Genomic DNA, 23049 nt, shown 5'->3' on the forward strand with positions numbered 1-23049 from the left:
GATCAGGAAGCCGCCATGTACGTCTGCATCTGCAACGGGGTCACCGAGCGCCAGGTCCGCGAAGCCGCGGAGGCCGGCTGCACCAGCGTGGCCGAACTGACCATGCGCACGGGCCTCGGGGCCACCTGCGGCAGTTGCCTGGGGCTGGCCGCGGAACTGCTGCAGGAGGCCCGCCAGCCGCGCAGCGTGCCCCTGCCGGTCCTGCCCTGCGCCGCCTGATCGCGGCCGTCCGCGCCACGGGCGTGCCCGGCAGGCTAGAGTGGAGGCCCCGCGCGAACGAAGGAGCCGGCCATGCAGGGCGACCCCAAGGTCATCGACTACCTCAACAAGGCGCTCTACAACGAGCTGACCGCGATCAACCAGTACTTCCTGCACGCCAAGATGCTCAAGAACTGGGGCCTGAAGGAGCTGGCGGCGCACGAGTACCACGAGTCGATCGACGAGATGAAGCATGCCGATGCGCTGGCCGAGCGCATCCTGTTCCTGGAGGGGCTGCCGAACTTCCAGGCGCTGGGCCGGCTGCGGATCGGCGAGACCCCGCGCGAGCTGCTCGAGTGCGACCTCGCGCTGGAGCGGGACGCGGTGCCGCTGCTGCGCGAGGGGATCGCCCATTGCGAATCCGTGCGCGATTTCGTCAGCCGTGACCTGCTGGCCAGGATCCTCGCGTCCGAGGAGGAGCACATCGACTGGCTGGAGACCCAGCTGTCGCTCATCGCGCGCCTGGGCGAGGCGCAGTACCTGGCGCAGCACCTGCACCACGGGGAATGAGCCGGCCGCGCCGCAGCGGGTCGCCCGCGCGGCTCAATGCGGGGCGAGCGGCACCTTGGCCTGCAGCGCGCGCTTGACCTCGGCGAACTCGGTCACGATCCGCCCGACCAGCACCTCGGGGTTGGCCAGGGTGCCGTCGCGCGCGCCGTGTTCCAGCTCGCGCGCGGCGTCGGACAGGGTGCGCGCGCCGACGTTGGCGCTGGAGGACTTCAGGGTGTGCGCGGCGACCCGCAGCGCGATCGGATCGTTGGCGACCGCCGCGCGCTCCAGCTGTGCGATCAGGCGCGGGGCGTCCTCGAGGTAGACCTGGACGATGCGATCGACCTCGTCGCCGAGCACCTCGCGCAACTCGTCGAGCACGCTGGCATCCAGCACCGGCGGGCTGCGCAGGGCCGATTCCTCGGCCGCCGGCAGCGGTTCCGGCACCGGCAGGCGGGCGCCGCGCCAGCGCTGCAGGCAGCGCTCCAGTTCGCCGCGGGTGACCGGCTTGGCGAGGTAGTCGTCCATGCCGGCATCCAGGCACTTCTGGCGGTCGCCGGCCATCGCATTGGCGGTCATCGCCACGATCGGCAGCCGCCGCGCGGCATGCCGGGCCTGCTCGAGGGCGCGCCAGCGGCGGGTCGCGGTGTAGCCGTCCAGCACCGGCATCTGGCAGTCCATCAGGACCAGGTCGAACTGCCCGGCGTCCAGCTTCTCCAGCGCGATCTCGCCGTTACTGGCGGTCTCGCACACGCTGCCGAGCACTTGCAGCAGGCGCTGCGCGACCATCAGGTTGACCGGGTTGTCCTCCACCAGCAGCACCCGCATCGGGCGCTCGGGATCCTCCGCCGGGGGCGGTGGCGGCGGCGGGATCGCGTCCGGGTCGTGGCTGGCCCAGGCCACGCCCGAGGAGGACAGCACCGCGCGCAGGTCGGCATCGGGCGCGTTGCGCGCGATCACGGTCATCCCCGCCGGCAGGTCGAGGGTGGCGGCGTCGTCGCCGCGCAGGAACACCAGGCGCACCTCGCCGTACAGATTGCGCCGTTCGAGGTTGCGCGCCAGCGCGACCGCCGTGCTGCGCATGCTGGCCAGATCCGCCAGCACCACCGAGAACGTCCATGGCTCGCCCTGGTCATGGGCCCGGCGCAGGCGGTCCAGGGCTTCCTGGGTGTTCTCCACGCTGGTGATGCGCAGCCCCCAGTTCGGCAGCAGCAGGGTCAGGCGCATGCGCAGCCGGGCATCGGTGGTGATCAGCAGGACGCGGCCGCCGTGCAGTTCGGTCGGCGCGGTGCTGATGTCGCCTTGCACCTTCAGCAGCGGGACCTCGAACCAGAAGGTGGAGCCTTGGCCGGGCGTGGACTCGACCCCGATCTGGCCGCCCATCAAGCCGACGATGCGCTTGCAGATGGCCAGGCCCAGGCCGGTGCCGCCGTACAGCCGGGTGGTCGAGGCATCCGCCTGCGTGAACGCCTGGAACAGGCGCTGCTGCACCTCGGGGGCGATGCCGATCCCGGTGTCGCGGACCTCGAAGCGCAGCACGTGCTGGGCGGGCGTCTCGCGCAGGCGGCGGATGGTGAGGGTCACGCCGCCGCGCTCGGTGAACTTGACCGCATTGCTGACCAGGTTGGTCAGCACCTGGCGCAGGCGCACCGGGTCGCCGCGCACCGGCAGGCGCACGCCCGGCTCGATCACCAGCTGCAGGCGCAGGCCCTTGGCCTCGGCCGGCTTCTCCATGAGCGCGATGACGCCTTCGGCCATGTCGCGCAGGTTGAAGGTGGTGGTCTCCAGGGTCAGCTTGTCGGCCTCGAGCTTGGAGTAGTCGAGGATGTCGTCGACGATCCGCAGCATCTGCTGGGCCGAGGTCGCGGCGGTGCGCACCAGTTCCAGCTGGTCGGGCTGCAGCCGCGAGTTCATCAGCAGATCCAGCATCGGCACGATGCCGTTGAGCGGGGTGCGGATCTCGTGGCTCATCGTGGCCAGGAACTCGCCCTTGGCCATCACCGCGGACTCGGCGGCCTGCTTGGCGAGGGTCAGCTCCCGCTCGAGCTCGGTGTGGCGGGTGATCTCCCGCTGCAGCGCGCTGACCTCCTCCTCGCCGCGGCGGCTGCGCTCGCGCTGCTCGCGCAGCAGGGCTTCGCGCCGCTGCACGGTGAAGGCCAGGGTGGTGGTGGCGAACACCGTGAGCAGGGCGAGGATCAGCGCCAGCAGCTGCCACGGGCCCTTGACCCCGATGCGGTCGACCAGCAGCGCGAGGGTGGCGCCGGCGGCCGCGCCCAGCGCCAGCCAGCGGGCGGCGAGCCAGTCGAAGCCGGGGCGTTCGTCGGTGCTCACAGGGTGGCGTGCTGGAAGTCGAATTCGAGCGCCTGCTCGGCGCGCTGGACCAGGTTGCCCTGGATGAAGTCGATGCCGCCCATCCACAGGGCGGCGGCCGCCTGCGGGTCCTCGACCCGCTGGCCGATCACCTGCAGACCGAGGCGGTGCGCGCGGTCGATCACGCTGCGCATCTCGTCGCGCAGCTCCGGCGGCAGCGGTTGGCGCGCGAAGTCCGGCGAGAGCCGGACGAAGCCCAACGGCAGCTGCGACAGCAACTGGCCGGCCTCTTCGCCGTCGCGGTACTGGCTGAGGCAGATCTGTACCCCGGCCGGGACCAGCCGCTCGCACACCTGGCGCAGCAGGATGGCGTGCACCAGCGCGTCCTCCAGGCGCAGGTCTATGACCAGCGCGGTGCCGTCCATCGCCGCGGCCTCGAGCATGCGCACGAGCTCGTCGGCATAGCCGTCCTGCGCCAGCGTGCGCGGGGACTGCGAGACGAACAGGCGCACCGGGCGGCCCTCCGCACGCCGCCGTTGCAGGATCTGCAGCGATTTCGCCAGCACCTGGCGGTCGAGCGCCGGCAGCAGGCCGGCGGACTCGGCCAGCGGCAGGAATTCGCCGGCCACGTACTCCCGACCGTCGCCGTCGCGCAGCCGCACCAGGACCTGGAACTGGGCCTGGTCACCGCCGGCGACCGCCACGATCGGCTGGAACGCCAGCACCAGCCCGTCGCCGTCGAGTGCGGTGCGCAGGGCATCCAGCAGGCGGTGCCCGGCGGCCGCCTCGGGCGGGGCATAGCAGGCGATCCCGGCCGGATCCGTGCGCGCGGCGCGCAACGCGTCCTCGGCCGCGGCCAGCACCGCGCCACTGTCGGCAAAGCCGTGGGCCAGGCGGGTGCCGCCGATCACAGCGCGCAGCCGCAGCGGCTCGCCGTCGCAATGGAAGTCGTGGTAGCCGATCCCGTCGCGCAGCTGGCGCGCAAGCGCGCGCAGGGCGTCCTCATCCTCCTCCGCGGCGAGCACCAGGAAGGCGTTGTCGCTCAGGCGTGCGGCCGCGTGCGCGCCGGTCAGTTCGCGCAGGCGGCGGCCGGCATCGTTCATCAGCGCCTCGAAGCCGGCATAGCCGTAGCGGTTGCGCAGCGCGCCGGCATTGCCGAGTTCCAGCAGCAGTACGCCCCCGCGGCCACCGGCCGCGGCCTCGCCCACCCGGCGCATCAGCGCCGGGCGGGTCAGCAGGCCGGTGACCGGATGCTGCTCGTTCTCGGCGTCCGTCGCCGGCCGCCGCAGCAGCGCACGCGCGCGCCGGACCCGGCTCTGCACGGCGGCGATCAGGTGGCGCGGGCGCACCGGCTTGACAATGTAGTCGTCGGCGCCGAACTCCAGCACCTCCAGTTGCCGCTCGGGGTCCTGGTCGCCGGTTAGGAACACCACCGGCACGTGCGCGAAGCGCGGGTGTTCGCGGATCTGCACGGTCAGCGCGGTGCCGCTGATGCCCGGCAGGTGCAGGTCCATCAGCACCAGGTCGGGGTCGAAGCGCTCCATCGCCGCCATCACCTGCTCCGGCACCGCGACCACCTCCGCCTGCATGCCGGCCCCGCGCAGGATGGCCTCGGCGAACAGCGCCTGGCTGCGGTCGTCCTCGACCACCAGGATCCGGTACGGGGGTTCGGCGGCGTGGGTGTCCATGGTGTGGCGCGGTCCGGTGGGGGCCAGGGCCGCTGCGCGTGCAGCGAGCCGGAAGGCTTCCAGTTTGACGCAAAACCCTAGTGCACGGGGCCAGCCGGCTCAACCCGTGCGCAGCCGGGCCAGCCCGCGTGCCAGCCGCCGCCACAGCCAGCGCACCAGCAGCGCCAGGGCCAGAGTGACTGCGACCGCCAGCACCAGCGCCAGCCAGGGATGGCTGAACACCAGCGCCAGCGCGCCGACCACCAGCGCGTCCTCGGTCGCGGACGCCGTCCAGTTGCTCAGGGGTTCCGGCGAGGTGTTGATGGCCGCGCGGGTGCCGGCCTTGAGCAGATGGCTGGTGAGGGCGACCCCGGCGCCGGTGGCGAGCATGCCGACCCCGAGCTGGCCGTCCGGGGACATCGCGGCGGCCGCCAGGAAGGCGCCGGCCGGGATCCGCAGCAGGGTGTGCAGCAGGTCCCACAGCGAATCCACCCCGGGGATCTTGTCGGCGAAGAATTCCGCCGCCGCCAGCACCCCGGACACTCCGAGCACCCACGGCGACTGGGTCGCCTGCAGCGCCTCCGGCAGTTGCAGCCACCCCAGCGCCCCGGCGAGGCCGACGCCGAACACCGTGAGGTACACGCGGATGCCCGCGAGCCAGGCCAGCAGCACTCCGATCGCGAACAGGTGCGCCTGCTCCATCGCCGCCCTCCGCGCCGCCCCGGCGCGCCTGCAGTGTAGCCGCCGCGGGGCGTGCGGGTTGACGCGGGCCGGGCGGACGGCGATAAGGGCGAGCATGTCGATCGAGCATCCGCCGGCCTCGGTGCGCGATGCCGGCCATCCGCGGCTGGCGCTCCTGCTGCTGGTGCTGGCGGCGCTGCTGCTGGGGGGCTGGGGGGCGTGGCGGAGCTTCGCGCCGCAGCCGGGCAACGCGCGCGAGACCATCGCCGCGCAGCGCGCCCGGATCGACGCGCTCGAGCAGCAGGTGGCGACCCTGCGCCGCTCCGACCAGATCAGCCGCCAGGCCAACGCCGAATTGCAGGGCACCCTGGCCGAGCGCGACGAGGAGATCGCCAGCCTGCGCGCCGACATCGCCTTCTACGAGCGCTTCGTGGGCGCCACCGGCCAGCGCCATGGGCTCGCGGTGCACGAACTGCGGCTGGTGCCGCAGCGCGACCCGCAGCTGTGGCACTTCACCGCGACCCTGACCCAGAACCTGAGCCGCGACGCGGTCAACCGCGGGCGCCTGCAATTGCAGGTCGAGGCCAGCGACGGCCGTCGCCTGCGCAAGCTGGACTGGGCCACCCTGCGCCAGCAGCAGGATGCGCCCGGAGTGCCGTATTCGTTCAAGTATTTCCAGCAGGTCGAGGGCGACATCCTGCTGCCGCCGGGGCTCAAGCCGGTGCGGGTGGTGGTGCGCCTGCAGCCGGACTCCGGCGCGGCGGTCGAGTCCGGCTTCACCTGGAGCGAGGCCACTGCGGGCGCGGCGCCGGCCGGCGGCGGCGCGCATCCCGCGCGCAAACGGCGCTGAATCGGCGGTTGAAGCGCGCTGCCGCAGGCCCCATGCTGCGCGCATGGACACCACCCCCACTCTCGCCGAGGCGGCCGCGCCGTCCGCCCCGCTGCTGCACTTCACCCCCGCCGCGGCCGCCAAGGTACGCGAGCTGATCGCCGAGGAGGGCAACCCGGCGCTCAAGCTGCGGGTCTACATCCAGGGCGGCGGCTGCTCCGGCTTCCAGTACGGCTTCGAGTTCGATCCCGGCCAGGAGCCCGACGACGCGGCGATCGTCACCGACGGCGTCACCCTGCTGGTCGACCCGCTGAGCCTGCAGTATCTGATCGGCGCCACGGTGGACTACAGCGAGAGCCTGAGCGGGGCGCAGTTCGTGATCCGCAACCCGAACGCCAAGACCACCTGCGGCTGCGGCAGCAGCTTCACGGTATGAACGCGGGGCGCATGCCGGCAGCGGCTTGCGCCTATGCCTTCGTCGACGGCGCGCTCGAGCGCGCCGAGCACCTGCGCGAGGACCCCGCGGCGCGGCTTGCGTTGTGGCCGCAGGCGCGGGTGCTGGTGCTGGACGACGCCGGCCGCGCACCGGCGGACGCGCAGGGCCGTCCGCTGGCGGTGCACGGCGCGCAGCTGGCGGCCGACCCCGCGCAGGCGACCTGGCTCGGGCTGGACGCACAGGGCCAGGGCTGGTTCCTGGCCGAGGACGTGGCGCCGTCGGCGCTGGCGGCCGCGCAGTGGCTCGACCTGCGCCGCGCCGCCGCCGCATGGCCTGCGGCCGAGGCCACTGCGTTCGCGCAGGCGCGCGCACTGCAGCACTGGCATCGCCGCCATCGCCACTGCAGCGTCTGCGGCGCCGGCCTGCGCTACCTGCGCGCCGGCTGGCTGGCGCAATGCATCGCCTGCGCGGCCGAGCACTACCCGCGCACCGACCAGGCGGTGATCGTCGCGGTCGGCGCCGGCGACCACCTGCTGCTGGCGCGCCAGGCGGCCTGGCCGCGTCGGCGCTGGTCGGTGATCGCCGGCTTCGTCGAGCCGGGCGAAACCCTGGAGCAGGCGCTCGCGCGCGAGGTACACGAGGAGACCGGGGTGCGCGTGCGCCCCGGCAGCGCGCGCTACTTGGGCTCGCAGCCGTGGCCGTTCCCCGGCGCGCTGATGCTCGGGTTCCTGGCCGAGGCGGACGCCGGGCCGGGCGCAGTCGCGGTCGGGCACGAACTGGAGGACGCGCGCTGGTTCCCGCGCGAGGACGTGCGCGCCGCGCTCGAGCGCGATGCCGACAGCGCCGACGTGCCCGGCGAGGGCATCGTGCTGCCGGCGCCGCTGTCGATCGCGCGCCACGTCATCGCGCGCTGGCTGCAGGACCGCGCCGGGGGCGCCGGCTAGCCCATGGCCGCCGCGCTGCTGGCGATCCTGCTCGCGTTGGCCATCGGCTGGGGCGCGCCGCGCATGGTCGCCGGCCTGCGCCGCCCGCGCGCCGTGCGGGCGTGGTACGCCGCGCTGGGGCGGCGTGGCCCGCCGGCGGCGGGCCGGGCGACGCGGATCGCCCGGCTGGCGCTGGCGGTGCTGCCGCCGGTGCTGGCGCTGGCATGGCTGCAGTGGACGCTGCCCGGCGCGGCTGCCGCGGCCCTGCTGGGCGCTCTGGTGCTGGCGTGGAGTTGGGATCCGCGCGGACTCGATCGCGACGTGGCGGCGGTCACCGCGGCCACGGATGCGGCCGGGCGGCATGCCGCGGCGGCCCGCCTGTGGCCGCCGGGCGCCGCGGCGCGGCAGGAGCCGTCGGCGCTGGTCGAGGCCCTGTTCGCCAGCGCCCGCCGGCGCTGGTTCGGACCGCTGCTGTGGTTCCTGCTGCTGGGCCCGGCCGGGGCGCTGCTGTACCGCCTGCTGGCACTCGCGGCGGCGGAGGAGTCGCCGATGCAGGCGGACGCGCGCCGCGGGCTGGCCCTGCTGGACTGGCCGGTCAGCCAGGCGATGGCCGTCGCGCTGGCAGTGGCCGGGGACACCGCAGCCGCGCTCGGCGCCTGGCGCGAACCCGGCGCCTTCGGCCTGCGCACGCGGGTGCTGGAACATGCCGCGCGCGCCGGCGTGCGCGGCCAGATCGCGGCGGAAGTCGCCGACTACGCCGAGTCCGGGCTGACCCCCGCCACCGCGCTGGCCGAGGTGTTCGGGCCGTGCCCGTCCCTCAGCGAGGGCCGCCGCCTGCTGTGGCGGATGCTGCTGCTGTGGCTGGCGGTGCCGGCGCTGGTGGTGCTGGCGCGCGGGGTGGGCTGAGCCCGCCGCGCGCGGTCACCACACCCGCGGCGGTTGTCCGCCGACGATCACCACGTCGGCCGGACGGCGTGCGAACAGGCCGACGCAGACCACCCCGGGGATCTGGTTGAGCTCGCGCTCCAGCGCCACCGGGTCGGTGATGGCCAGGTGGTGCACGTCCAGGATCACGTTGCCGTTGTCGGTCACCACCCCGTCGCGCCAGACCGGCTGGCCGCCGCTGAGGCGCTGGATCTCGCGCGCGACCAGGCTGCGCGCCATCGGGATCACCTCCACCGGCAGCGGGAACCGGCCCAGCACCTCGACCTGCTTGCTGGGGTCGATGATGCACACGAAGCGTTCGCTGGCCTCGGCGATGATCTTCTCGCGGGTGAGCGCGGCGCCGCCGCCCTTGATCAGGCGCTTGTGGCCGTCGCATTCGTCGGCGCCGTCCACGTACAGCGCCAGCGGGCCGGCGGCGTTGAGGTCGATCACCTCGATCCCGTGCGCCTTGAGGCGCGCGGTGCTCTGCTCGGAGCTGGACACCGCGCCGGCGATGCGGTCCTTCCAGGCCGCCAGCGCGTCGATGAAGAAGGCGACGGTGGAGCCGGTGCCGACCCCGACGATCATCCCGTCCTCGAGGTAGTCGAGCGCTTTCTCGGCGGCCAGCTTCTTCAGTTCGGACATGGCATCACTCCCATGGCATCACTCGAGGGCGAGCAGCAGGCGGGCCTGGGCCGCGGTGACCGGCAGCACCGACAGCCGCGAGCCGCGCCGGATCAGGGCGAAGTCCTCGCCGAGCGCGTCGGCGTGGCGGCGGATCTCCTCCAGCGCGATCGGCCGCCGCAGATGGCGGACGTAGTGCACGTCGACCAGGTCCCAGCGCGGCTCGGCGCGGCTGGCCTTGGGGTCGTAGTAGTCCGAGGACGGATCGAATTGGGTCGGGTCCGGGTACGCGGGGCTGGCGACCTCGGCCAGGCCGTAGATGCCGGGCAAGGCGCAATTGGAGTGGTAGAACAGCACGGTGTCGCCGACCTGCATCTGGCGCATGTAATTGCGCGCCTGGTAGTTGCGCACGCCGGTCCACGGTTCGCGCCCGACCCGGGCGAGGTCGTCGATCGAGAACTCGCCAGGTTCGGACTTCATCAGCCAGGTCTTGGGGCGCGGGCTCATGCGGGCGGTCGCTGCAGGGTGCGGGTCGGGGTGCAGAGGGCGTCCGGGCGCACGTCCCACGGTGCGTCCGGCGGCAGCTCCGCCTCCTGCTCGTCGAAGCCGACCCCGACCAGCAGCGGCGGCGCGGCTTGCGTGCGGCGGAACCCGAAGCTGCGATCGTACCAGCCGCCGCCCATGCCCAGCCGGCGGCCGTCGGCGGCGAAGCCGACCAGCGGCAGCACGGCCATGGCCAGTTCGCGCGCCTCCAGCAGCGCGCCGGGGCCGACGTCCGGCTCCGGGATGCCGTGGCGGTTGCTGACCAGGGGATCGCCCGGGCGCCAGGGGGCGAAGCGCAGGCGGCCGTCCGCATGCAGCACCGGCAGGCAGTAGACCAGGCCCGGCGGCAGCCGCAACTGCCAGGCGTGCAGGCCGATCTCGCCGTCCACCGCCCAGTAGCCGGCGACGTAGCCGCGCCGGGGGTGCGCGGGCAGCGCCAGCAGGCGTTCGCCGAGGGCCTCGGCGGCGGCGACCCGCTGCGCCGCGGACAGGCCGCGCCGGCGCTGGCGGAGCTGGCGGCGCAGCGCCGCGCGGTCGGCATCGGGGGTCACGCGGGTAGGGCCCGGACGCTGGGGAAGAATGTCTCCGCCGTGGCGATGCGTGCGGAACGACCTTGAACCCGGGGTTCAAGTGGGAACGCGTGGCGGCCATCGGGCTTCCCGCTCGTGGCGGACTTGCACTCCCGGCTGCCGGTGCGTCCCCGCGGTCGTCGTTAAGGGACAAGGCGAATGTTGCGCACGCTGTCGCTCACGGCAGAGGACGTGGCCAGTATAGGCCGGGGGCGGACGATGGCAACGCCATCCGTCGGTGCTGCCGTCGGGGCGGTTCAGCTGCAGCTGGCCAGCAGCGCGTCGAGCTTGCGGTTGGCCTCGGCCAGGAGCGGTTGCAGGCCGGCTTCCGCGGTCGCCGGGGCCTGCGCGCGCAGCTGCAGCAGTTCGTGCGCGAGGTTGAGCGCGGCCAGCACCGCCAGGCGGTCGACCGCCACCATGCGGTTGCCGCCGCGCAGTTCGCGCATGCGCGCATCCAGCAGGCGCGCGGCCGCGAGCAGCCCGTCGCGCTCGTCGCTGCCCACGCCGACCGTGTATTCGCGGTCGAGGATGCGGACGTTGACCGGCTCGCTCTTGCCGGCGGCGGGCGTGCTCACGTGTGCTGCTCCAGCGACTTGAGCCGGCTGATCATGGCCTCGACCCGGCTGCGCGCCTGCTCCTGCTTGCCCAGCAGTTGCGCGCGCTCGGCCAAGAGCTGCGCCTGCTGCTGGCGCAGGTGGCGGTTCTCGTCCTGCAGGCGCTGCAGGTGCAGCGCGAGCGCATCCAGCCGCGCCAGCAGGGCGCGCAGTTCGGCATCGGCGGCACGCGGCTCCATGCGCGCATCATGGGCGCGCGCGGCGGCCGGGGTCAAGGCGCGGCCAGCGCCTGCCGGCGCGCGTCGCCGTCCCAGGCGCGGAGGAACTGCAGGCACGCGTCCGCGGGCATCGGCCGCGCCAGCCAGAAGCCCTGCACCACGTCGCAGCGGTGCTGGCGCAGGAAGCCGAGCTGGGCGTCGGTCTCCACGCCCTCGGCCACCACGCCCAGGCCGAGCGAGTGCGCCATCGCGATCACGGTGGTGGTGATCGCCGCGTCCTCGCCGTCGCCGGGCTGACCGAGGTCGTCGATGAAGGCCTTGTCGATCTTCAGCGTGGTGATCGGCAGCCGCCGCAGGTAGGCCAGCGAGGAATAGCCGGTGCCGAAGTCGTCCACTGCGATCGCCACGCCCAGTTCGCGCAGCGCCTGCAGGCGCTGCGCGGCGAGGTCGGCGTTGGCCATCAGCATGCTCTCGGTCAGCTCCAGCTCGAGCGCGTCGGCCGATGCGCCGCAGGACTCCAGCGCCTGGCGCACGCTGCCGGCGAGGTCGCCGTGCAGCAGCTGCGCGGCGGAGATGTTGACTGCCATCGAGACCCCGTGGACGCCGGCCCGCTGCCAGTCGGCGAGGGTGCGGCAGGCCGCGGCGAGCACCCATTCGCCGATCGCGGGGATCAGCCCGCTCTCCTCGGCCAGCGGCACGAACTGCGCCGGCGGGATCTCGCCGAACTCGGCGCTGTGCCAGCGCAGTAGCGCCTCGACCCCGACGATCCGCCCGTTGCGCAGCGACACCTGCGGCTGATAGTGCAGTTCCAGTTCGCCGCGCTCGCAGGCGCGGCGCAGGGCGGCGACCAGGTTGGCGCGGCGCCGGCTGTGGCCCTCCATGCTCGCGTCGTAGCGGCGAAAGGTGCGGCGGCCGGCGGCCTTGGCCTGGTACATCGCGGTGTCGGCGTGCTTGAGCAGGTCGGTCGGCACCTGCGCGTGGTCGGGGTAGACGCAGATCCCGATCGAGGGCGTGATCACCATCTCCTGGTGGTCGTCCAGCCGCAGCGGCTCGTCGAAGCGCGCAATCAGCCGCTGCGCGCAGGTATCGGCCTGCTCGGGCGCCTCCAGGTCCTCCAGCAGCACGGTGAACTCGTCGCCGCCGATCCGCGCCACCGTCTGCCCGGGGCCGGCGGTCTCGCGCAGGCGCTGCGCCACCTGGCGCAGGATGCGGTCGCCCGCCGCATGGCCGAGCGAGTCGTTGATGTCCTTGAAGCGGTCGAGATCGATGAACAGCAGCGCCACCTTCGATTGCCGCCGGCGTGCGCGCACGATCGCCTGCGCCATGCGCTCGGCCAGCAGGGTGCGGTTGGGCAGGTCGGTGAGCGGATCGAAGTTGGCCAGGTAGCGCAGCTCCTGCTCGATCTGGCGGCGTTCGGTGATGTCGCTGGCGACCAGCACGTACAGGCGCTGGCCGCTGCCCGGCTCGCTGATCGCGGTGCTCTGCACTGCGCACAGGAACTCGCTGCCGTCGCCGCGCCGCTGCCACATCTCGCCCTGCCAGCGGCCGCTCTCGGCCATCTGCCGGCGCGCCTCCTGGTAGAAGCCGGCGTCGTGGCGCGGGCTGTTGAGCAGCGCGCCGTCCTGGCCCAGCACTGCCTCCGCGGAGTAGCCGCTCATGCGGGTGAAGGCGTCGTTGACCGCGACGAAGCGGAATTGGGCGTCCAGTACCACCACCGCCTCGGCCATGTTGCGCATCACCTCGGCCGCGATCCGGTGCTCGCGCAGTTGGCGCTGCTCGTGGCTGACGTTGCGCGCGGTCCCGGCGATCCGGGTCACCCGCCCCTGCGCGTCGCGGGCTACCGCGCGTCCGCGCGCGCGGTACCAGTCCCAGCCGCCCGCGGCGTTGCGCACCCGGTGCTCGGACACGAACATCGGAGTTTGCCCGCGCAGGTGCGCGCGCAGGTCGGCGCGCACCTGCGGCAGGTCGTCGGGGTGGATCGGATGCGCGGGGTCGCGCTGCACCTGCGCCGCCAGCATGCCCCCGCGGCCGGGCACGATGCGGGTGCTCTCGAGCGCATCGGTGGCCACGTCGTACTGCCAGAACACCTCGTCCGAGGCCCATAGCGCCAGCCGTAGGCGTTCCTGCTGCTCGGCGAGGTCCTGCTGCTGGCGCTGCAGCGCGCGCATGCGCCGGCGCAGCACCAGCAGCAGCCCGACGATGGTCGCGGCCAGGCCCGTCAGCAGCGCGAACCAGGCCGCGTCCGCCGGGGCGCCGAACAGCAGCGGCGCCAGCGCGCCGGTGGCCGGCCGGTCGCGACCGGCCATGCGATGCGGCAGGGAGCCGTGCGCGGGCTGCATCCATGCAGTGTAGGCAGCCCCGCCGGCCGCGCCAAGCGCGCGGCGATGGATGGGTTGCTACACTGGCCGCGACCGATGCGAAGCGGGACCTGACACCGTGGGCGAACACGCATTGCCGGCCTGGACCCAGGTGGCCGAGGACGCCGGCCGCCTGCGCTTGGCCGCCACCCCGTCCGAACTGCACGGCGCGCTGGCCGGCTGGCTGGCGGGCGGTGGCGACCCGGTCCCCGCGTGGCTGGCGCCGGTGCTGGCCGATCCCGGCCTGCCGCCGCCGCCGGAGGGCGGCGCGCTCGACCGCCTGCGCACGGCGACCGTGGCCCAGCTGGACGACCCGGCGTTCGGCTTCGGCCTGCTGCTGCCGGCGGAGGCGGAGGCCTCCACCGCGCAGCGCGCAGACGCGCTGTTCGCCTGGTGCCGCGGGTTCCTCGGCGGGTTCGGGCTGGCCCATGGCGACCGCCCGCTGGGCGAGGACGACCGCGAGGCGCTGGCCGACATCGCGCGCCTGGCCGCGGCGCGGATCGATGCCGGCGATCCGGAGGAGGACGCGGCTTCGCTGGCGGAGATCGAGGAATACCTGCGCATGGCGGTGCTGCTGCTGCATGCCGACTGCGCGCGGCGCATGCCGCCGCGCCGGCAGCTGCACTGAATGGAGCGCGGACGGTGGCGGCGGGCGAGCGCAAACCCTGGGCGCGCCGGCGGCGCCGGCTGATGGAGCTGGCCGGCGACGGCGCGATCGTGATCGTGCCGGCCGCACCGGAGCGCCTGCGCAGCCGCGACGTGCACTATCCCTACCGGCAGGATTCGGACTTCTGGTACCTGACCGGCTTCGGCGAGCCCGAGGCCGTGCTGGTGCTGGTGCCGGGACGCGCGCACGGCGAGGCGATCCTGTTCTGCCGCGAGCGCGATCCGGCGCGCGAGCAGTGGGACGGGCCGCGGTTGGGGCCGGAGCGCGCGGTGGAGGCGCTCGGGCTGGACGATGCCTACCCGATCGCGGACATCGACGACATCCTGCCGGGCCTGCTGGAAGGCCGCCGGCGCGTGCACTACCCGCTCGGGCGCGATGCCGACTTCGACCTCAAGCTGATCGGCTGGCTGAACCGGGTGCGCGCGCAGGTGCGCACCGGCGCGCAGCCGCCGCACGAGTTCCTCGCCCTCGGCCACCTGCTGGACGAGCTGCGCCTGTTCAAGTCGGCCGAGGAAATCGCGCTGATGCAGAAGGCGGCGGACATCAGCGTGGAGGCGCACCGCGCGGCGATGCGCGCGGCGCGGCCGGGAATCCGCGAATACGCGCTGCAGGCCGAGCTGGAATGCGTGTTCCGCCGGCACGGGGCCGAGCCGGCCTACCCGAGCATCGTCGGCGGCGGCGCCAACGCCTGCATCCTGCATTACCGCGACAACCGCGCCGCGGTGCGCGCGGGCGAGCTGGTGCTGATCGATGCCGGCGCCGAGCACGCCGGCTACGCCGCCGACATCACCCGCACCTTCCCGGTGTCCGGCCGCTTCAGCCGCGCCCAGCGCGCCCTGCACAACCTGGTCTGCCGCGCGCAGGCGGCGGCGCTGGCGCAGGCCCGCCCGGGCCGCCCCTACGAGGCGGTGCACGAGGCCGCGGTGGAGGTGCTGGTGGACGGCCTGCTGGCGCTCGGGCTGCTGTCCGGCAGCCCGCGCGCGGTGCGCGAGTCCGGTGCGTGGCGGCGGTTCTACCCGCACAAGACCGGGCACTGGCTGGGACTGGACGTGCACGACGTCGGCGAGTACCGGATCGACGGTGCCTCGCGCCTGCTCGAACCGGGCATGGTGTTCACCATCGAGCCCGGGCTGTACATCCCGGCGGACGCCGCCGACGTGGCGCCGCACTGGCGCGGGATCGGCATCCGGATCGAGGACGACGTGCTCATCACCCGCGACGGCCACCGGGTGCTGACCGCCGCGCTGGAGCGCAGCGCGGACGAGATCGAGGCGCTGATGGCGGCCTGATCCGCCGCCGGCTCAGGCCGCGGCGAAGGCCTCGCGGGTCAGGTTGCGCGGCGCGTCCGCGGTGCAGGCCACGTCGTCCTCGATGCGGATGCCGCCGTACGGCCGCAGCGCCTCCACCCGCGCCCAGTCCACCGCGTTGCCGGCGCCGTGCGCGCGCAGCTCGTCCAGCAGCAGGTCGATGAAGTACAGGCCCGGCTCAATCGTCACCACCATCCCGGGGGCCAGCGGGCGGGTCAGGCGCAGCCAGGGGTGCCCGTCCGGGCGCGGCAGGGTGCCGCCGGCGTCGGAGGCGGCCAGCCCGGCCACGTCGTGCACCTGCAGGCCGATGCCGTGGCCCAGCCCGTGCGGGAAGAAGGCGGCGGTCACGCCCTCGGCGACCGCGGCCTCGGGCGAGATCCGCACCACCCCGGCCTCGCGCAGCACGCCGGCCAGCAGCAGGTGCGCCTGCAGGTGCAGCGCGCGGTAGTCGGTGCCCGCGCGCACCTGCGCGCACAGCTGCTGCTGCACGGCGTCCACCGCGCGGATCAGGGCGGCGAAGTCGCCGTCCTCGGCCGCGTAGGTGCGGGTCACGTCGGCGGCGTAGCCGGCGTGGCTGGCGCCGGCGTCGATCAGCAGGCTGCGCGATGGCCGCGGCGGCAGGCGCTCGCGCGCGGTGTAGTGCAGCACCGCGGCGTGCCGGTTCAGGGCGACGATGTTGCCGTAGGGCAGGTCGTTGGCGTCCTGGCCGGCGGCCTGGCAATAGGCCAGGTGGATGCCGAACTCGCTGGCGCCGGCGCGGAACGCGCGTTCCGCGGCACGGTGCGCGCGCACCGCGATGCGGTTGGCCTGCCACAGCTGCTCCAGCTCGTAGGCGGTCTTGTAGGCGCGGTGGTAGTCCAGGTACTGCAGCACCGGGGCCGGGTTGTTCGGCGCGTAGTCGCCGAGCGCGGCCTGCGGCTCGCCGAGGATGGCGCAGCGCGCCGGATCCGGCGGCAGGTGGCGGGCGGCCTCCTCCGGCGTGCGCAGCACGCTGATGGCCCAGTGCTCGACCCAGCCCCCCGCCGGCAGTTCCGGCACGGCGTGCCAGTAGTCCTGTGGCTGCAGGAACAGCAGGCGGGGGCGCTGGCCCGGGGTGATCAGCAGCCAGCAGCCGGGCGCATCGGTGAGCGGCAGCCAGGCCTTGAACTGCGGATTGACCACGAACGGATAGGGCAGATCGTCGAACGCCTGCAGGTGCAGGCCGCCGCTGGGGATCAGCAGGTGGTCGTAGCCCGCGCGCTGCAGCGCCGTTTCGGCGCGCTGCAGCAGGGTGTCCAGATGGTCGCGGTAGAGGTCGGTGGGCATGCGTGGAAGGAACCGGGGGAAGTCAGGATGGCTGGCCCGCGCCGGTGGCCGGCGCGCAGGCCCAGGCGCGGATGCGCGCCACGTCGTCGCCGGCGACGCAGATGAAGCGCAGCCCGGTCCAGTATTGTCCGGGGGCCGCGGCCGGGTCGACCCACAGGATCTGGCAGCCGACCTCGATCGGCGCCATGCCCGGCTCCAGTGCGAAGCGCAGCTGGAACAGGCCGTCCTCCGGCAGCGGCCGGTTGGCGATCAGCAGCATGCCGCTGGCCGACAGGTTGCCGAGGGTGCCGAGCGGGGCCTCGGTCATGGCGTCGGCGACCACCACGGTGTCGGTGGCGGTGCGCCGCTGCGCGCGCCGCAGTTCCCAGCTCATGCGCCTGCCTCCGCGGTCGCGGGCTGCCCGGCGAAGCGCTGCAGCGCCTGCACGGTCGCCTGCCAGGCGCGGTCGAGCAGGCGCGCCTGGCGCTGGGTCACCACCCGCGCCTGGCCGGCGGCCAGCAGCCGGGCCACGCTGTCTAGGGTCTGTTCCGCCACCCGCTGCCCGCGTTGGTTCACGAACAGCGCGTTGTCGGTCAGGGTGCTGTACCACGACAGCCGCCGCCGCACGCGGTCGCCCTGCTGGTTGACCGTGAACTCGAGCCAGGTGCCGAACGGCAGGGTGCGCAGCAGGTCGTAGGCGTCCTGCTCGGCGGCGGTGCGCGGCGGCAGCGGCTCGCGCTCGGCGCGCGGGGCGCCGGCCTGGCCCTCGCCGAGGCGGGCACGCTGGCGCAGCGTATGCGCTAGCGCGGTGCGCGCGGCGTCGTCGGCCTCCGTGTCCATGGCTCCGGGATGGCAGAGGTGGCCGGCGATGCGCTCGGCCTCCTCCGCGTGGTAGCCGATCTGCAGCAGGTCGCGGCGGATCGCGGTGGCCAGCGCCGGGTCGGGGGTGTCGGCCTCGCCGGTGAGCCTGGCCAGGATCTGCGCGGTGCGCGCACGCATCGTCTCCCAGGCCGCGGACTGCTCGCCCTGGCGCAGCAGGGTGAGGGTGAGCACGTCGCTCCAGGCCTGCTCCAGCAGGGTCGCGGCGAACCGCGGAAGCGCGCGGCCCGCACGCAGTTCCTCCAGCACCTCGCCGGCACGCTGCTTGGAGCGGGCCAGGCGCTCGCGCCCGCGCGCGGCCTCCACGTGGCGGCGCTCGCTGACTTCGGCGCGGTGCGCCATCAGCTCCTGCTGTTCCTGCAGGCCGCGGTTGGCTTCGGCGAACACCGCCACGTCGCCGTCGAAGCGGGCCACCACCAGCTCGACCGCCTGCCGCACCTGCTGCAGCCAGTGCGGATCGAGCTCGTCCTCGCCCAGCCAGCCCGCGCCGGCTTCGGCCACGGTGTTGAGCAGCTGCCGGGTCGGATGGTCGGAGGCGAGGAAGAAGCCGGGATCGTCCAGCGCGACCCGCAACACCGGCACCTGCAGCCGCGCCAGCAGGCTGCGTGCCGGGGTCCCGGCGCGCAGCTGCTGGCTGACCTGTGCGTACAGCAGCGACAGCAGTTCGAAGGTGTCCGCATCGCGGCCGGCGAGCGCCGCGCCGCGGCCGCTGGCCTGGCGGGCCTGCGCCAGCACCGTCTGCTTGAGGTCCTGCACCGCGCGCCCGAGGTCGCCGCTGCTCGGCGGCGGGGCCTCCTGCAGCCGCTGCAGGGCGCTGCGCAACGCCTGTGGCGGCAACTCGGCCGCGGCGGTGCTTGGCGTGGTCGCGGCCGGCCGGAACTTGTCGAGCATCGCGCGGCGACGCGCCAGCAGCGCATGCAGGGCGTCGAACGAGGGCGCGTCGGATTCGCCTCCGGCGGCGCGGTCGCTGCCGGGGGGCGGCGAGGGGGCGCCGGTGCCGGTCGCGGCGGGCGCAGCGAGGGGGGAGGCCCCGGGCCGCATCCCGGGCCACTGCGCGAACACGGCATCGCCGCGACCTACGGCGGTTGCCGGCGTGTCCGACTCCGGTGCGGTGGCGGGCGCGGGTGCCGCCGGCACGCTCGGGGATGGGGCGGCAGGGTCCGCATCCGCGGCGGCATCGTAGATCTTGCCGGCCTCGCTCGGCGCGCCGCGCGGCCCGCGCGCGCCCGGTTGCGCGCGCACGGGCACGTAGGTCAGCCCGGGCAGGATGCCCAGCTGCGAAAGGGTCTGGTTGAGCACCTCCGCCAGCGCCGGGTAGTGCGCCAGCACTTGGGTGTCGAAGGCGTGCAGCAGCACTTCGCGTGCCGGCCGCTCCAGCCCGAGCCGGGTCGCGGCGGCGTCCATGCACTCGCACAGCATGTGCGGGCCGAGCGGCACCCGTTCCGGATCGAACGCGCGGCTGCCGGCGAGCACGCCGAAGCGCTGGCCGAGCAGGTACAGCGCGAGGCTGGCGCGCGCCTGCTGGCGGCGGCCGAGGTCGCGGATCAGGGCCTGGGCGTCGTCCGCGGGGTCCTCGGCCAGCCGCAGTTCGAGGTGGCCACCGGGTGAGCCTGCGACCTCCGCTTCTGTCTGCTGCACCCGCAGCGCGGCCAGCCGCGCCTGCAGTGCCTGCGCGAAGGCCGGCAGCAGCTCGCTGCGGCGGCGCGCCAGCTGGGTCTGCGCCTGCATCTGGCGCGCCTGCGTGTGGGCGTCGCGGGCGCGCTCGGCCTGGCGGAACAGCTGGCCCAGGGTGTGGTCGATCAAGGCGTCCTGATGGCGCGCCACCTCCTCGGTCACCACCGCGCAGGCACGCTCCAGTGCCTGCCGCACGCGCCCCGGCAATCCCGCCGCCTGCAGCGGCGCATCCGGTGCTCCCGGCTCCGTGTAACTGTCGGGCATCGACATCATGTCCGCCCCCCGTCATCTCGAATTGTGATTGATAGCACGTTGCAGGCGCCGCTGCAGCCGAGGGAACCCGGCGGCCCGACCGGTGGCGGCGACGCCTGCCGGCGGTCCTGCCTAGTCGGGCAGGAACAGGCCGAGCACGTCGTTGAGGAAGCGCCAGCCGAGGTCGGTGGTGCGCAGCCACGCCGGGTCCGGTGCCAGCCAGCCGCGCGCGCGCGCCTGCGCCAGCGGCGCGGCGATCGCATCCGCGGGCAGCCCGGTGCGGGCGCCGAACAGCACCAGCGGCACCCCGTCGCGCAGGCGCAGGGCATTGAGCATGAAGTCGAATGCCAGCCGCGCCGGGTCGAGCACCTCGTCGCCGCCGATCGCCGCCGGCGACCCGGCCTGCGCCAGGTAGGCCGCCGGATGGCGCTGCTTCCAGCGCCGCAGCACGCGCCCATCGGCGAGGGTCAGCTTGGCATGCGCCCCGGCGCCAAGGCCCAGGTAATCGCCGAACTGCCAGTAGTTGAGGTTGTGCCGGCATTGGCGCCCGGGTCGCGCGTAGGCGCTGACTTCGTACTGCGCCAGCCCGGCCGCGGCCAGCCGCGCCTGGCAGGCCTCCTGCATGTCCCAGGCGAGGTCGGGGTCCGGCAGCCCCGGCGGCGGCCGCAGCGCGAACAGGGTGTTGGGCTCGAGGGTCAGCTGGTAGTGGCTGAGGTGGCTGGGGCCCAAAGCAAGCGCACGCTCGAGGTCGTCCACCGCCATCGCCAGGGTCTGCCCCGGCAGCGCGTACATCAGGTCGAGGTTGATCTCGCCAAAGCCCGCATCCTGCGCCGCCTTGACCGCGCGTTCGGCCTCGCCGGCGGTATGGATGCGCCCGAGCCGCTGCAGGCAGCCGTCGTCGAAGCTCTGCACGCCGAAGCTGAGCCGGTTCACCCCGGCCGCGCGGTAGCCGGCGAACGGGCCGTGCTCGACCGTGCCCGGATTGGCCTCGAGCGTGACTTCGGCATCCGCGGCCAGCGGCAGGCGCGCGGCCAGGCCCTGCAGCACGCGCGCGATCGCCTCCGGCGGGAACAGCGAGGGCGTGCCGCCGCCGAAGAACACCGCCTGCACCGGGCGCGCGCCGGCCAGCGCGAGGTCGTGGTCGAGGTCGGTCAGCAGCGCGTCCACGTATTCCCGGATCGGCAGCGCGCCGCGCTGCGGATGCGAGTTGAAATCGCAGTACGGGCATTTGCGCACGCACCACGGCAGGTGCACGTAGACCGCGAGCGGAACGTCGGCCGGAACCAGCGGCATCATCCGCGTCCGCTCACGCGACGGTGCCGGCCAGCTGCGCCCGCAGCCGCGCCAGGGCGATCCCGCGGTGGCTGTCGCGGTGCTTCACCGCCGCCGGCAGCTCGGCCGCGCTGCAGCCGTGCGCCGGCGAGAAGAACAGCGGGTCATAGCCGAATCCGCCGCCGCCGCGCGGCGCCTGCAGGATGCGGCCTTCCCAGATCCCCTGCGCGATCAGCGGCAGCGGGTCGTCGGCGTGCCGCAGCAGCGCCAGCACGCACACGAAGCGCGCGCCGCGCGCGGCGTCGGGCACCCCGGCCAGCGCGCGCAGCAGGGCCTCGCGGTTGGCCGCGTCGTCGCCATGGCGGCCGGCATAGCGCGCCGAGTGCAGCCCGGGGGCGCCGCCGAGCGCGTCCACGCACAGCCCGGAGTCGTCCGCCAGCGCCGGCAGGCCGCTGGCGCGCGCGGCATGGCGGGCCTTGATCAGCGCGTTCTCGACGAAGCTGAGGCCTGTTTCCTCGGCGTCGGCGATGCCGAACTCGGACTGCGCATGGACCTCGACCCCAGGCCCCAGCAGGGCGCGCAGCTCCGCCAGCTTGCCGGCGTTGCCGCTGGCCAGCACCAGCCTCATGCCTGCGCCAGCGCCGCGCGCTGCGCCGCGAACAGTTCGGCGCAGCCCTGTTCGGCCAGCGCCAGCAGGGCGTCCAGCTCGTCGCGGCGGAAGGCATGGCCCTCGGCGGTGCCCTGCAGCTCGATGAAGCCGCCGCCGTCGTTCATCACCACGTTCATGTCGGTGTCGCAGGCGCTGTCCTCGGCGTAGTCGAGGTCGAGCACCGGCACTCCGCGGTAGAGCCCGACCGACACCGCCGCGACCGCGCCGTGCACCGGGTCGCGGGCGATCTCGCGCCGCGCCAACAGCCAGCGGCAGGCGTCCACCAGCGCCACGTAGGCGCCGGTGATCGCCGCGGTGCGGGTGCCGCCGTCGGCCTGCAGCACGTCGCAGTCGAGGGTGATGGTGCGCTCGCCGAGCGCCGCGCGGTCCACGCAGGCGCGCAGGCTGCGCCCGATCAGGCGCTGGATCTCCAGCGTGCGCCCGCCCTGCTTGCCGCGCGCGGCCTCGCGCTCGCCGCGGGTGTGGGTGGCGCGCGGCAGCATGCCGTATTCGGCCGTCACCCAGCCCTCGCCCTTGCCGCGCAGGAACGCCGGCACCTTGTTGTCCACGCTGGCGGTGCACAGCACGCGGGTGTCGCCGAAGCTGACCAGCACCGAGCCTTCGGCGTGGCGGGTATAGCCGCGCGCGAGCACGACGGGACGCAGTTGGGCCGGGGCGCGGCCGCTCGGGCGCTGGGGGGACATCGGCGGGCCGGAAAAAAGCGGGGCGGTAGATTACCATTCGCGCTCCCTGCATCCCGGCCGTCCGCATGATCCGCAGCATGACCGCCTTCGCCGCCGGCGAGCGCAGCACCGACTGGGGCGTGCTGGGCTGCGAGCTGCGCGCGGTCAACCACCGCTTCCTCGAGCTGGGCCTGCGCCTGCCGGACGAGCTGCGCGCGCTGGAGCCCGCGCTGCGCGAACGGGTCGCGGCGCGGGTCGCGCGCGGCAAGCTGGACCTGGTGCTGCGCCTGCGCCCGCGCGCGGACGCCCAGGGCCTGCAGCTGGACGCCGGGCTGCTGGAGCGGCTGGCCGGCCTCGCCGGCGAGGTGCGCCAGCGCTTCCCGCAGGTGGCGGTCTCGTTCACCGAGCTGCTGCAATTCCCCGGCGTGCTGCAGGTGCCCGGGATCGATCCGGAGGCGCTGCAGCGCGCGGCGCTGGCGCTGCTGGACGCGGTGCTGGACGACTTCGTGGCCGCGCGCGAGCGCGAGGGCGCGCAGCTGGCGGCGGCGATCGGCGAGCGCGCGCGCGCGATCGCCGCGATCGTCGCCGACCTGCGCACCCTGCTGCCGCAGATCCGCGCCGGCCAGCGCCAGAAGCTGCAGGCGCGGCTCACCGAGCTGGCGGCCGCGGAGCCGGCGCGGCTCGAGCAGGAACTGGTGCTGTGGCTGCAGAAGCTCGACGTGGACGAGGAGCTGGACCGCCTCGACAGCCACCTCGCCGAGTTGCGGCGGGTGCTCGCCCGCCGCGAGCCGGTCGGGCGCCGGCTGGACTTCCTGCTGCAGGAGTTCAACCGCGAGGCCAACACCCTCGGCAGCAAGTCGGTGGATGCGCGCACCAGCAACGCCGCGGTCGAGCTGAAGGTGCTGATCGACCAGATCCGCGAGCAGGTGCAGAACCTCGAATGAGCCCGCGCGCCGTGCAGGAGACCGCCATGCCCCCGATGCCCACCGTCCGCCGCCGT

At 74.3% G+C, this 23049-nt stretch carries 24 protein-coding genes and 1 other RNA gene; 9 read left to right on the top strand and 16 right to left on the bottom strand.

Going from position 1 to position 23049, the window contains the following annotated elements; genetic code table 11:
* Nucleotides 1–15: 15 nt before the first annotated feature.
* Together ML340_RS01295 and bfr are read left to right on the top strand one after the other, a co-directional pair.
* Complete coding sequence (locus ML340_RS01295; protein ID WP_240095856.1) at nucleotides 16–219, top strand: (2Fe-2S)-binding protein; 204 nt, start codon at nucleotides 16–18, stop codon at nucleotides 217–219.
* A gap of 72 nt (nucleotides 220–291) precedes the next feature.
* Nucleotides 292–768, top strand: a complete 477-nt coding sequence (gene bfr / locus ML340_RS01300; protein WP_240095858.1) for a bacterioferritin — start codon at nucleotides 292–294, stop codon at nucleotides 766–768.
* A gap of 33 nt (nucleotides 769–801) precedes the next feature.
* Here bfr and ML340_RS01305 read toward each other — a convergent pair whose 3' ends face one another.
* The 3 genes from ML340_RS01305 to ML340_RS01315 form a co-directional block, all read right to left on the bottom strand.
* Nucleotides 802–3030 carry an ATP-binding protein gene (locus tag ML340_RS01305; protein WP_425608252.1) on the bottom strand — a complete coding sequence of 743 codons (2229 nt, stop codon included), beginning with the start codon at nucleotides 3028–3030 and terminating at the stop codon, nucleotides 802–804.
* 44 nt (nucleotides 3031–3074) lie between these two features.
* Nucleotides 3075–4745, bottom strand: a complete 1671-nt coding sequence (locus tag ML340_RS01310) for an EAL domain-containing protein (RefSeq protein ID WP_240095860.1) — start codon at nucleotides 4743–4745, stop codon at nucleotides 3075–3077.
* 99 nt (nucleotides 4746–4844) lie between these two features.
* Nucleotides 4845–5426, bottom strand: a complete 582-nt coding sequence (locus ML340_RS01315; RefSeq protein ID WP_240095862.1) for a DUF4126 domain-containing protein — start codon at nucleotides 5424–5426, stop codon at nucleotides 4845–4847.
* A 94-nt stretch (nucleotides 5427–5520) separates the two neighbouring features.
* Here ML340_RS01315 and ML340_RS01320 point away from each other — a divergent pair, with 94 nt between their 5' ends.
* The 4 genes from ML340_RS01320 to ML340_RS01335 are packed head-to-tail and all read left to right on the top strand — an operon-like array spanning nucleotide 5521 to nucleotide 8499.
* Nucleotides 5521–6255, top strand: coding sequence for a DUF6776 family protein (locus tag ML340_RS01320; protein ID WP_240095864.1), 735 nt, complete (start codon nucleotides 5521–5523; stop codon nucleotides 6253–6255).
* A gap of 43 nt (nucleotides 6256–6298) precedes the next feature.
* On the top strand, nucleotides 6299–6670 hold the full coding sequence (gene erpA, locus ML340_RS01325) for an iron-sulfur cluster insertion protein ErpA (protein ID WP_240095866.1): 372 nt from the start codon (nucleotides 6299–6301) through the stop codon (nucleotides 6668–6670).
* 11 nt (nucleotides 6671–6681) lie between these two features.
* The gene (gene nudC / locus ML340_RS01330) at nucleotides 6682–7614 is read left to right on the top strand and encodes an NAD(+) diphosphatase (RefSeq protein WP_240095868.1); all 933 of its coding nucleotides are present in this window, start codon (nucleotides 6682–6684) and stop codon (nucleotides 7612–7614) included.
* 3 nt (nucleotides 7615–7617) lie between these two features.
* Nucleotides 7618–8499 carry a hypothetical protein gene (locus ML340_RS01335; protein ID WP_240095870.1) on the top strand — a complete coding sequence of 294 codons (882 nt, stop codon included), beginning with the start codon at nucleotides 7618–7620 and terminating at the stop codon, nucleotides 8497–8499.
* A 15-nt stretch (nucleotides 8500–8514) separates the two neighbouring features.
* On the opposite strand, the gene rpiA is transcribed toward ML340_RS01335, so the two are convergent.
* The 7 genes from rpiA to ML340_RS01370 form a co-directional block, all read right to left on the bottom strand.
* The gene (rpiA, locus tag ML340_RS01340) at nucleotides 8515–9162 is read right to left on the bottom strand and encodes a ribose-5-phosphate isomerase RpiA (RefSeq protein WP_240095873.1); all 648 of its coding nucleotides are present in this window, start codon (nucleotides 9160–9162) and stop codon (nucleotides 8515–8517) included.
* 18 nt (nucleotides 9163–9180) lie between these two features.
* Complete coding sequence (locus tag ML340_RS01345) at nucleotides 9181–9648, bottom strand: EVE domain-containing protein (RefSeq protein WP_240095875.1); 468 nt, start codon at nucleotides 9646–9648, stop codon at nucleotides 9181–9183.
* Nucleotides 9645–10235, bottom strand: a complete 591-nt coding sequence (locus ML340_RS01350; protein WP_240095877.1) for a 5-formyltetrahydrofolate cyclo-ligase — start codon at nucleotides 10233–10235, stop codon at nucleotides 9645–9647. The genes ML340_RS01345 and ML340_RS01350 overlap by 4 nt, the downstream gene beginning before the upstream one ends.
* A 27-nt stretch (nucleotides 10236–10262) precedes the next feature.
* A non-coding RNA gene (ssrS, locus tag ML340_RS01355) (6S RNA) lies at nucleotides 10263–10446 on the bottom strand.
* 64 nt (nucleotides 10447–10510) lie between these two features.
* Nucleotides 10511–10828 (bottom strand): cell division protein ZapA, encoded by a 318-nt coding sequence (gene zapA / locus ML340_RS01360; RefSeq protein ID WP_240095879.1) that lies wholly within the window; start codon nucleotides 10826–10828, stop codon nucleotides 10511–10513.
* Nucleotides 10825–11046 carry a TIGR02449 family protein gene (locus tag ML340_RS01365; RefSeq protein WP_240095881.1) on the bottom strand — a complete coding sequence of 74 codons (222 nt, stop codon included), beginning with the start codon at nucleotides 11044–11046 and terminating at the stop codon, nucleotides 10825–10827. Before ML340_RS01365 ends, zapA begins: the two co-directional genes overlap by 4 nt.
* Before the next feature lie 32 nt (nucleotides 11047–11078).
* Nucleotides 11079–13331: a putative bifunctional diguanylate cyclase/phosphodiesterase gene (locus ML340_RS01370; RefSeq protein ID WP_240095883.1), complete on the bottom strand. Its 2253-nt coding sequence runs from the start codon at nucleotides 13329–13331 to the stop codon at nucleotides 11079–11081.
* A gap of 130 nt (nucleotides 13332–13461) precedes the next feature.
* Here ML340_RS01370 and ML340_RS01375 point away from each other — a divergent pair, with 130 nt between their 5' ends.
* Together ML340_RS01375 and ML340_RS01380 are read left to right on the top strand one after the other, a co-directional pair.
* Nucleotides 13462–14010 carry a UPF0149 family protein gene (locus ML340_RS01375; protein WP_240095885.1) on the top strand — a complete coding sequence of 183 codons (549 nt, stop codon included), beginning with the start codon at nucleotides 13462–13464 and terminating at the stop codon, nucleotides 14008–14010.
* A 14-nt stretch (nucleotides 14011–14024) separates the two neighbouring features.
* A complete protein-coding gene (locus tag ML340_RS01380; protein WP_338064398.1) occupies nucleotides 14025–15338 on the top strand; it encodes an aminopeptidase P N-terminal domain-containing protein in 1314 nt (437 codons plus the stop codon).
* Between the two features lie 12 nt (nucleotides 15339–15350).
* Here the strand turns inward: ML340_RS01380 and pepQ are convergent, their stop codons facing one another.
* The 6 genes from pepQ to rph form a co-directional block, all read right to left on the bottom strand.
* Nucleotides 15351–16661 (bottom strand): Xaa-Pro dipeptidase, encoded by a 1311-nt coding sequence (pepQ, locus tag ML340_RS01385; protein ID WP_240095889.1) that lies wholly within the window; start codon nucleotides 16659–16661, stop codon nucleotides 15351–15353.
* Nucleotides 16662–16683: 22 nt separating this feature from the next.
* Complete coding sequence (locus tag ML340_RS01390) at nucleotides 16684–17034, bottom strand: PilZ domain-containing protein (RefSeq protein WP_240095891.1); 351 nt, start codon at nucleotides 17032–17034, stop codon at nucleotides 16684–16686.
* Entirely contained in the window at nucleotides 17031–19457 is a 2427-nt protein-coding gene (locus tag ML340_RS01395) for a DUF1631 family protein (RefSeq protein ID WP_240095893.1), read from the bottom strand. Before ML340_RS01395 ends, ML340_RS01390 begins: the two co-directional genes overlap by 4 nt.
* Nucleotides 19458–19577: 120 nt before the next feature.
* On the bottom strand, nucleotides 19578–20741 hold the full coding sequence (gene hemW / locus ML340_RS01400) for a radical SAM family heme chaperone HemW (RefSeq protein ID WP_240095895.1): 1164 nt from the start codon (nucleotides 20739–20741) through the stop codon (nucleotides 19578–19580).
* Between the two features lie 10 nt (nucleotides 20742–20751).
* Entirely contained in the window at nucleotides 20752–21345 is a 594-nt protein-coding gene (rdgB, locus tag ML340_RS01405; RefSeq protein WP_240095897.1) for an RdgB/HAM1 family non-canonical purine NTP pyrophosphatase, read from the bottom strand.
* Nucleotides 21342–22070: a ribonuclease PH gene (gene rph / locus ML340_RS01410; protein ID WP_240095899.1), complete on the bottom strand. Its 729-nt coding sequence runs from the start codon at nucleotides 22068–22070 to the stop codon at nucleotides 21342–21344. The genes rdgB and rph overlap by 4 nt, the downstream gene beginning before the upstream one ends.
* A gap of 65 nt (nucleotides 22071–22135) precedes the next feature.
* Between rph and ML340_RS01415 the strand changes: the two genes are divergently transcribed.
* The gene (locus ML340_RS01415; RefSeq protein ID WP_240095901.1) at nucleotides 22136–22993 is read left to right on the top strand and encodes a YicC/YloC family endoribonuclease; all 858 of its coding nucleotides are present in this window, start codon (nucleotides 22136–22138) and stop codon (nucleotides 22991–22993) included.
* The last annotated feature ends 56 nt before the right edge of the window (nucleotides 22994–23049 follow it).

The organism is Thermomonas flagellata, from assembly GCF_022419185.1.
Lineage (GTDB): Bacteria > Pseudomonadota > Gammaproteobacteria > Xanthomonadales > Xanthomonadaceae > Thermomonas > Thermomonas flagellata.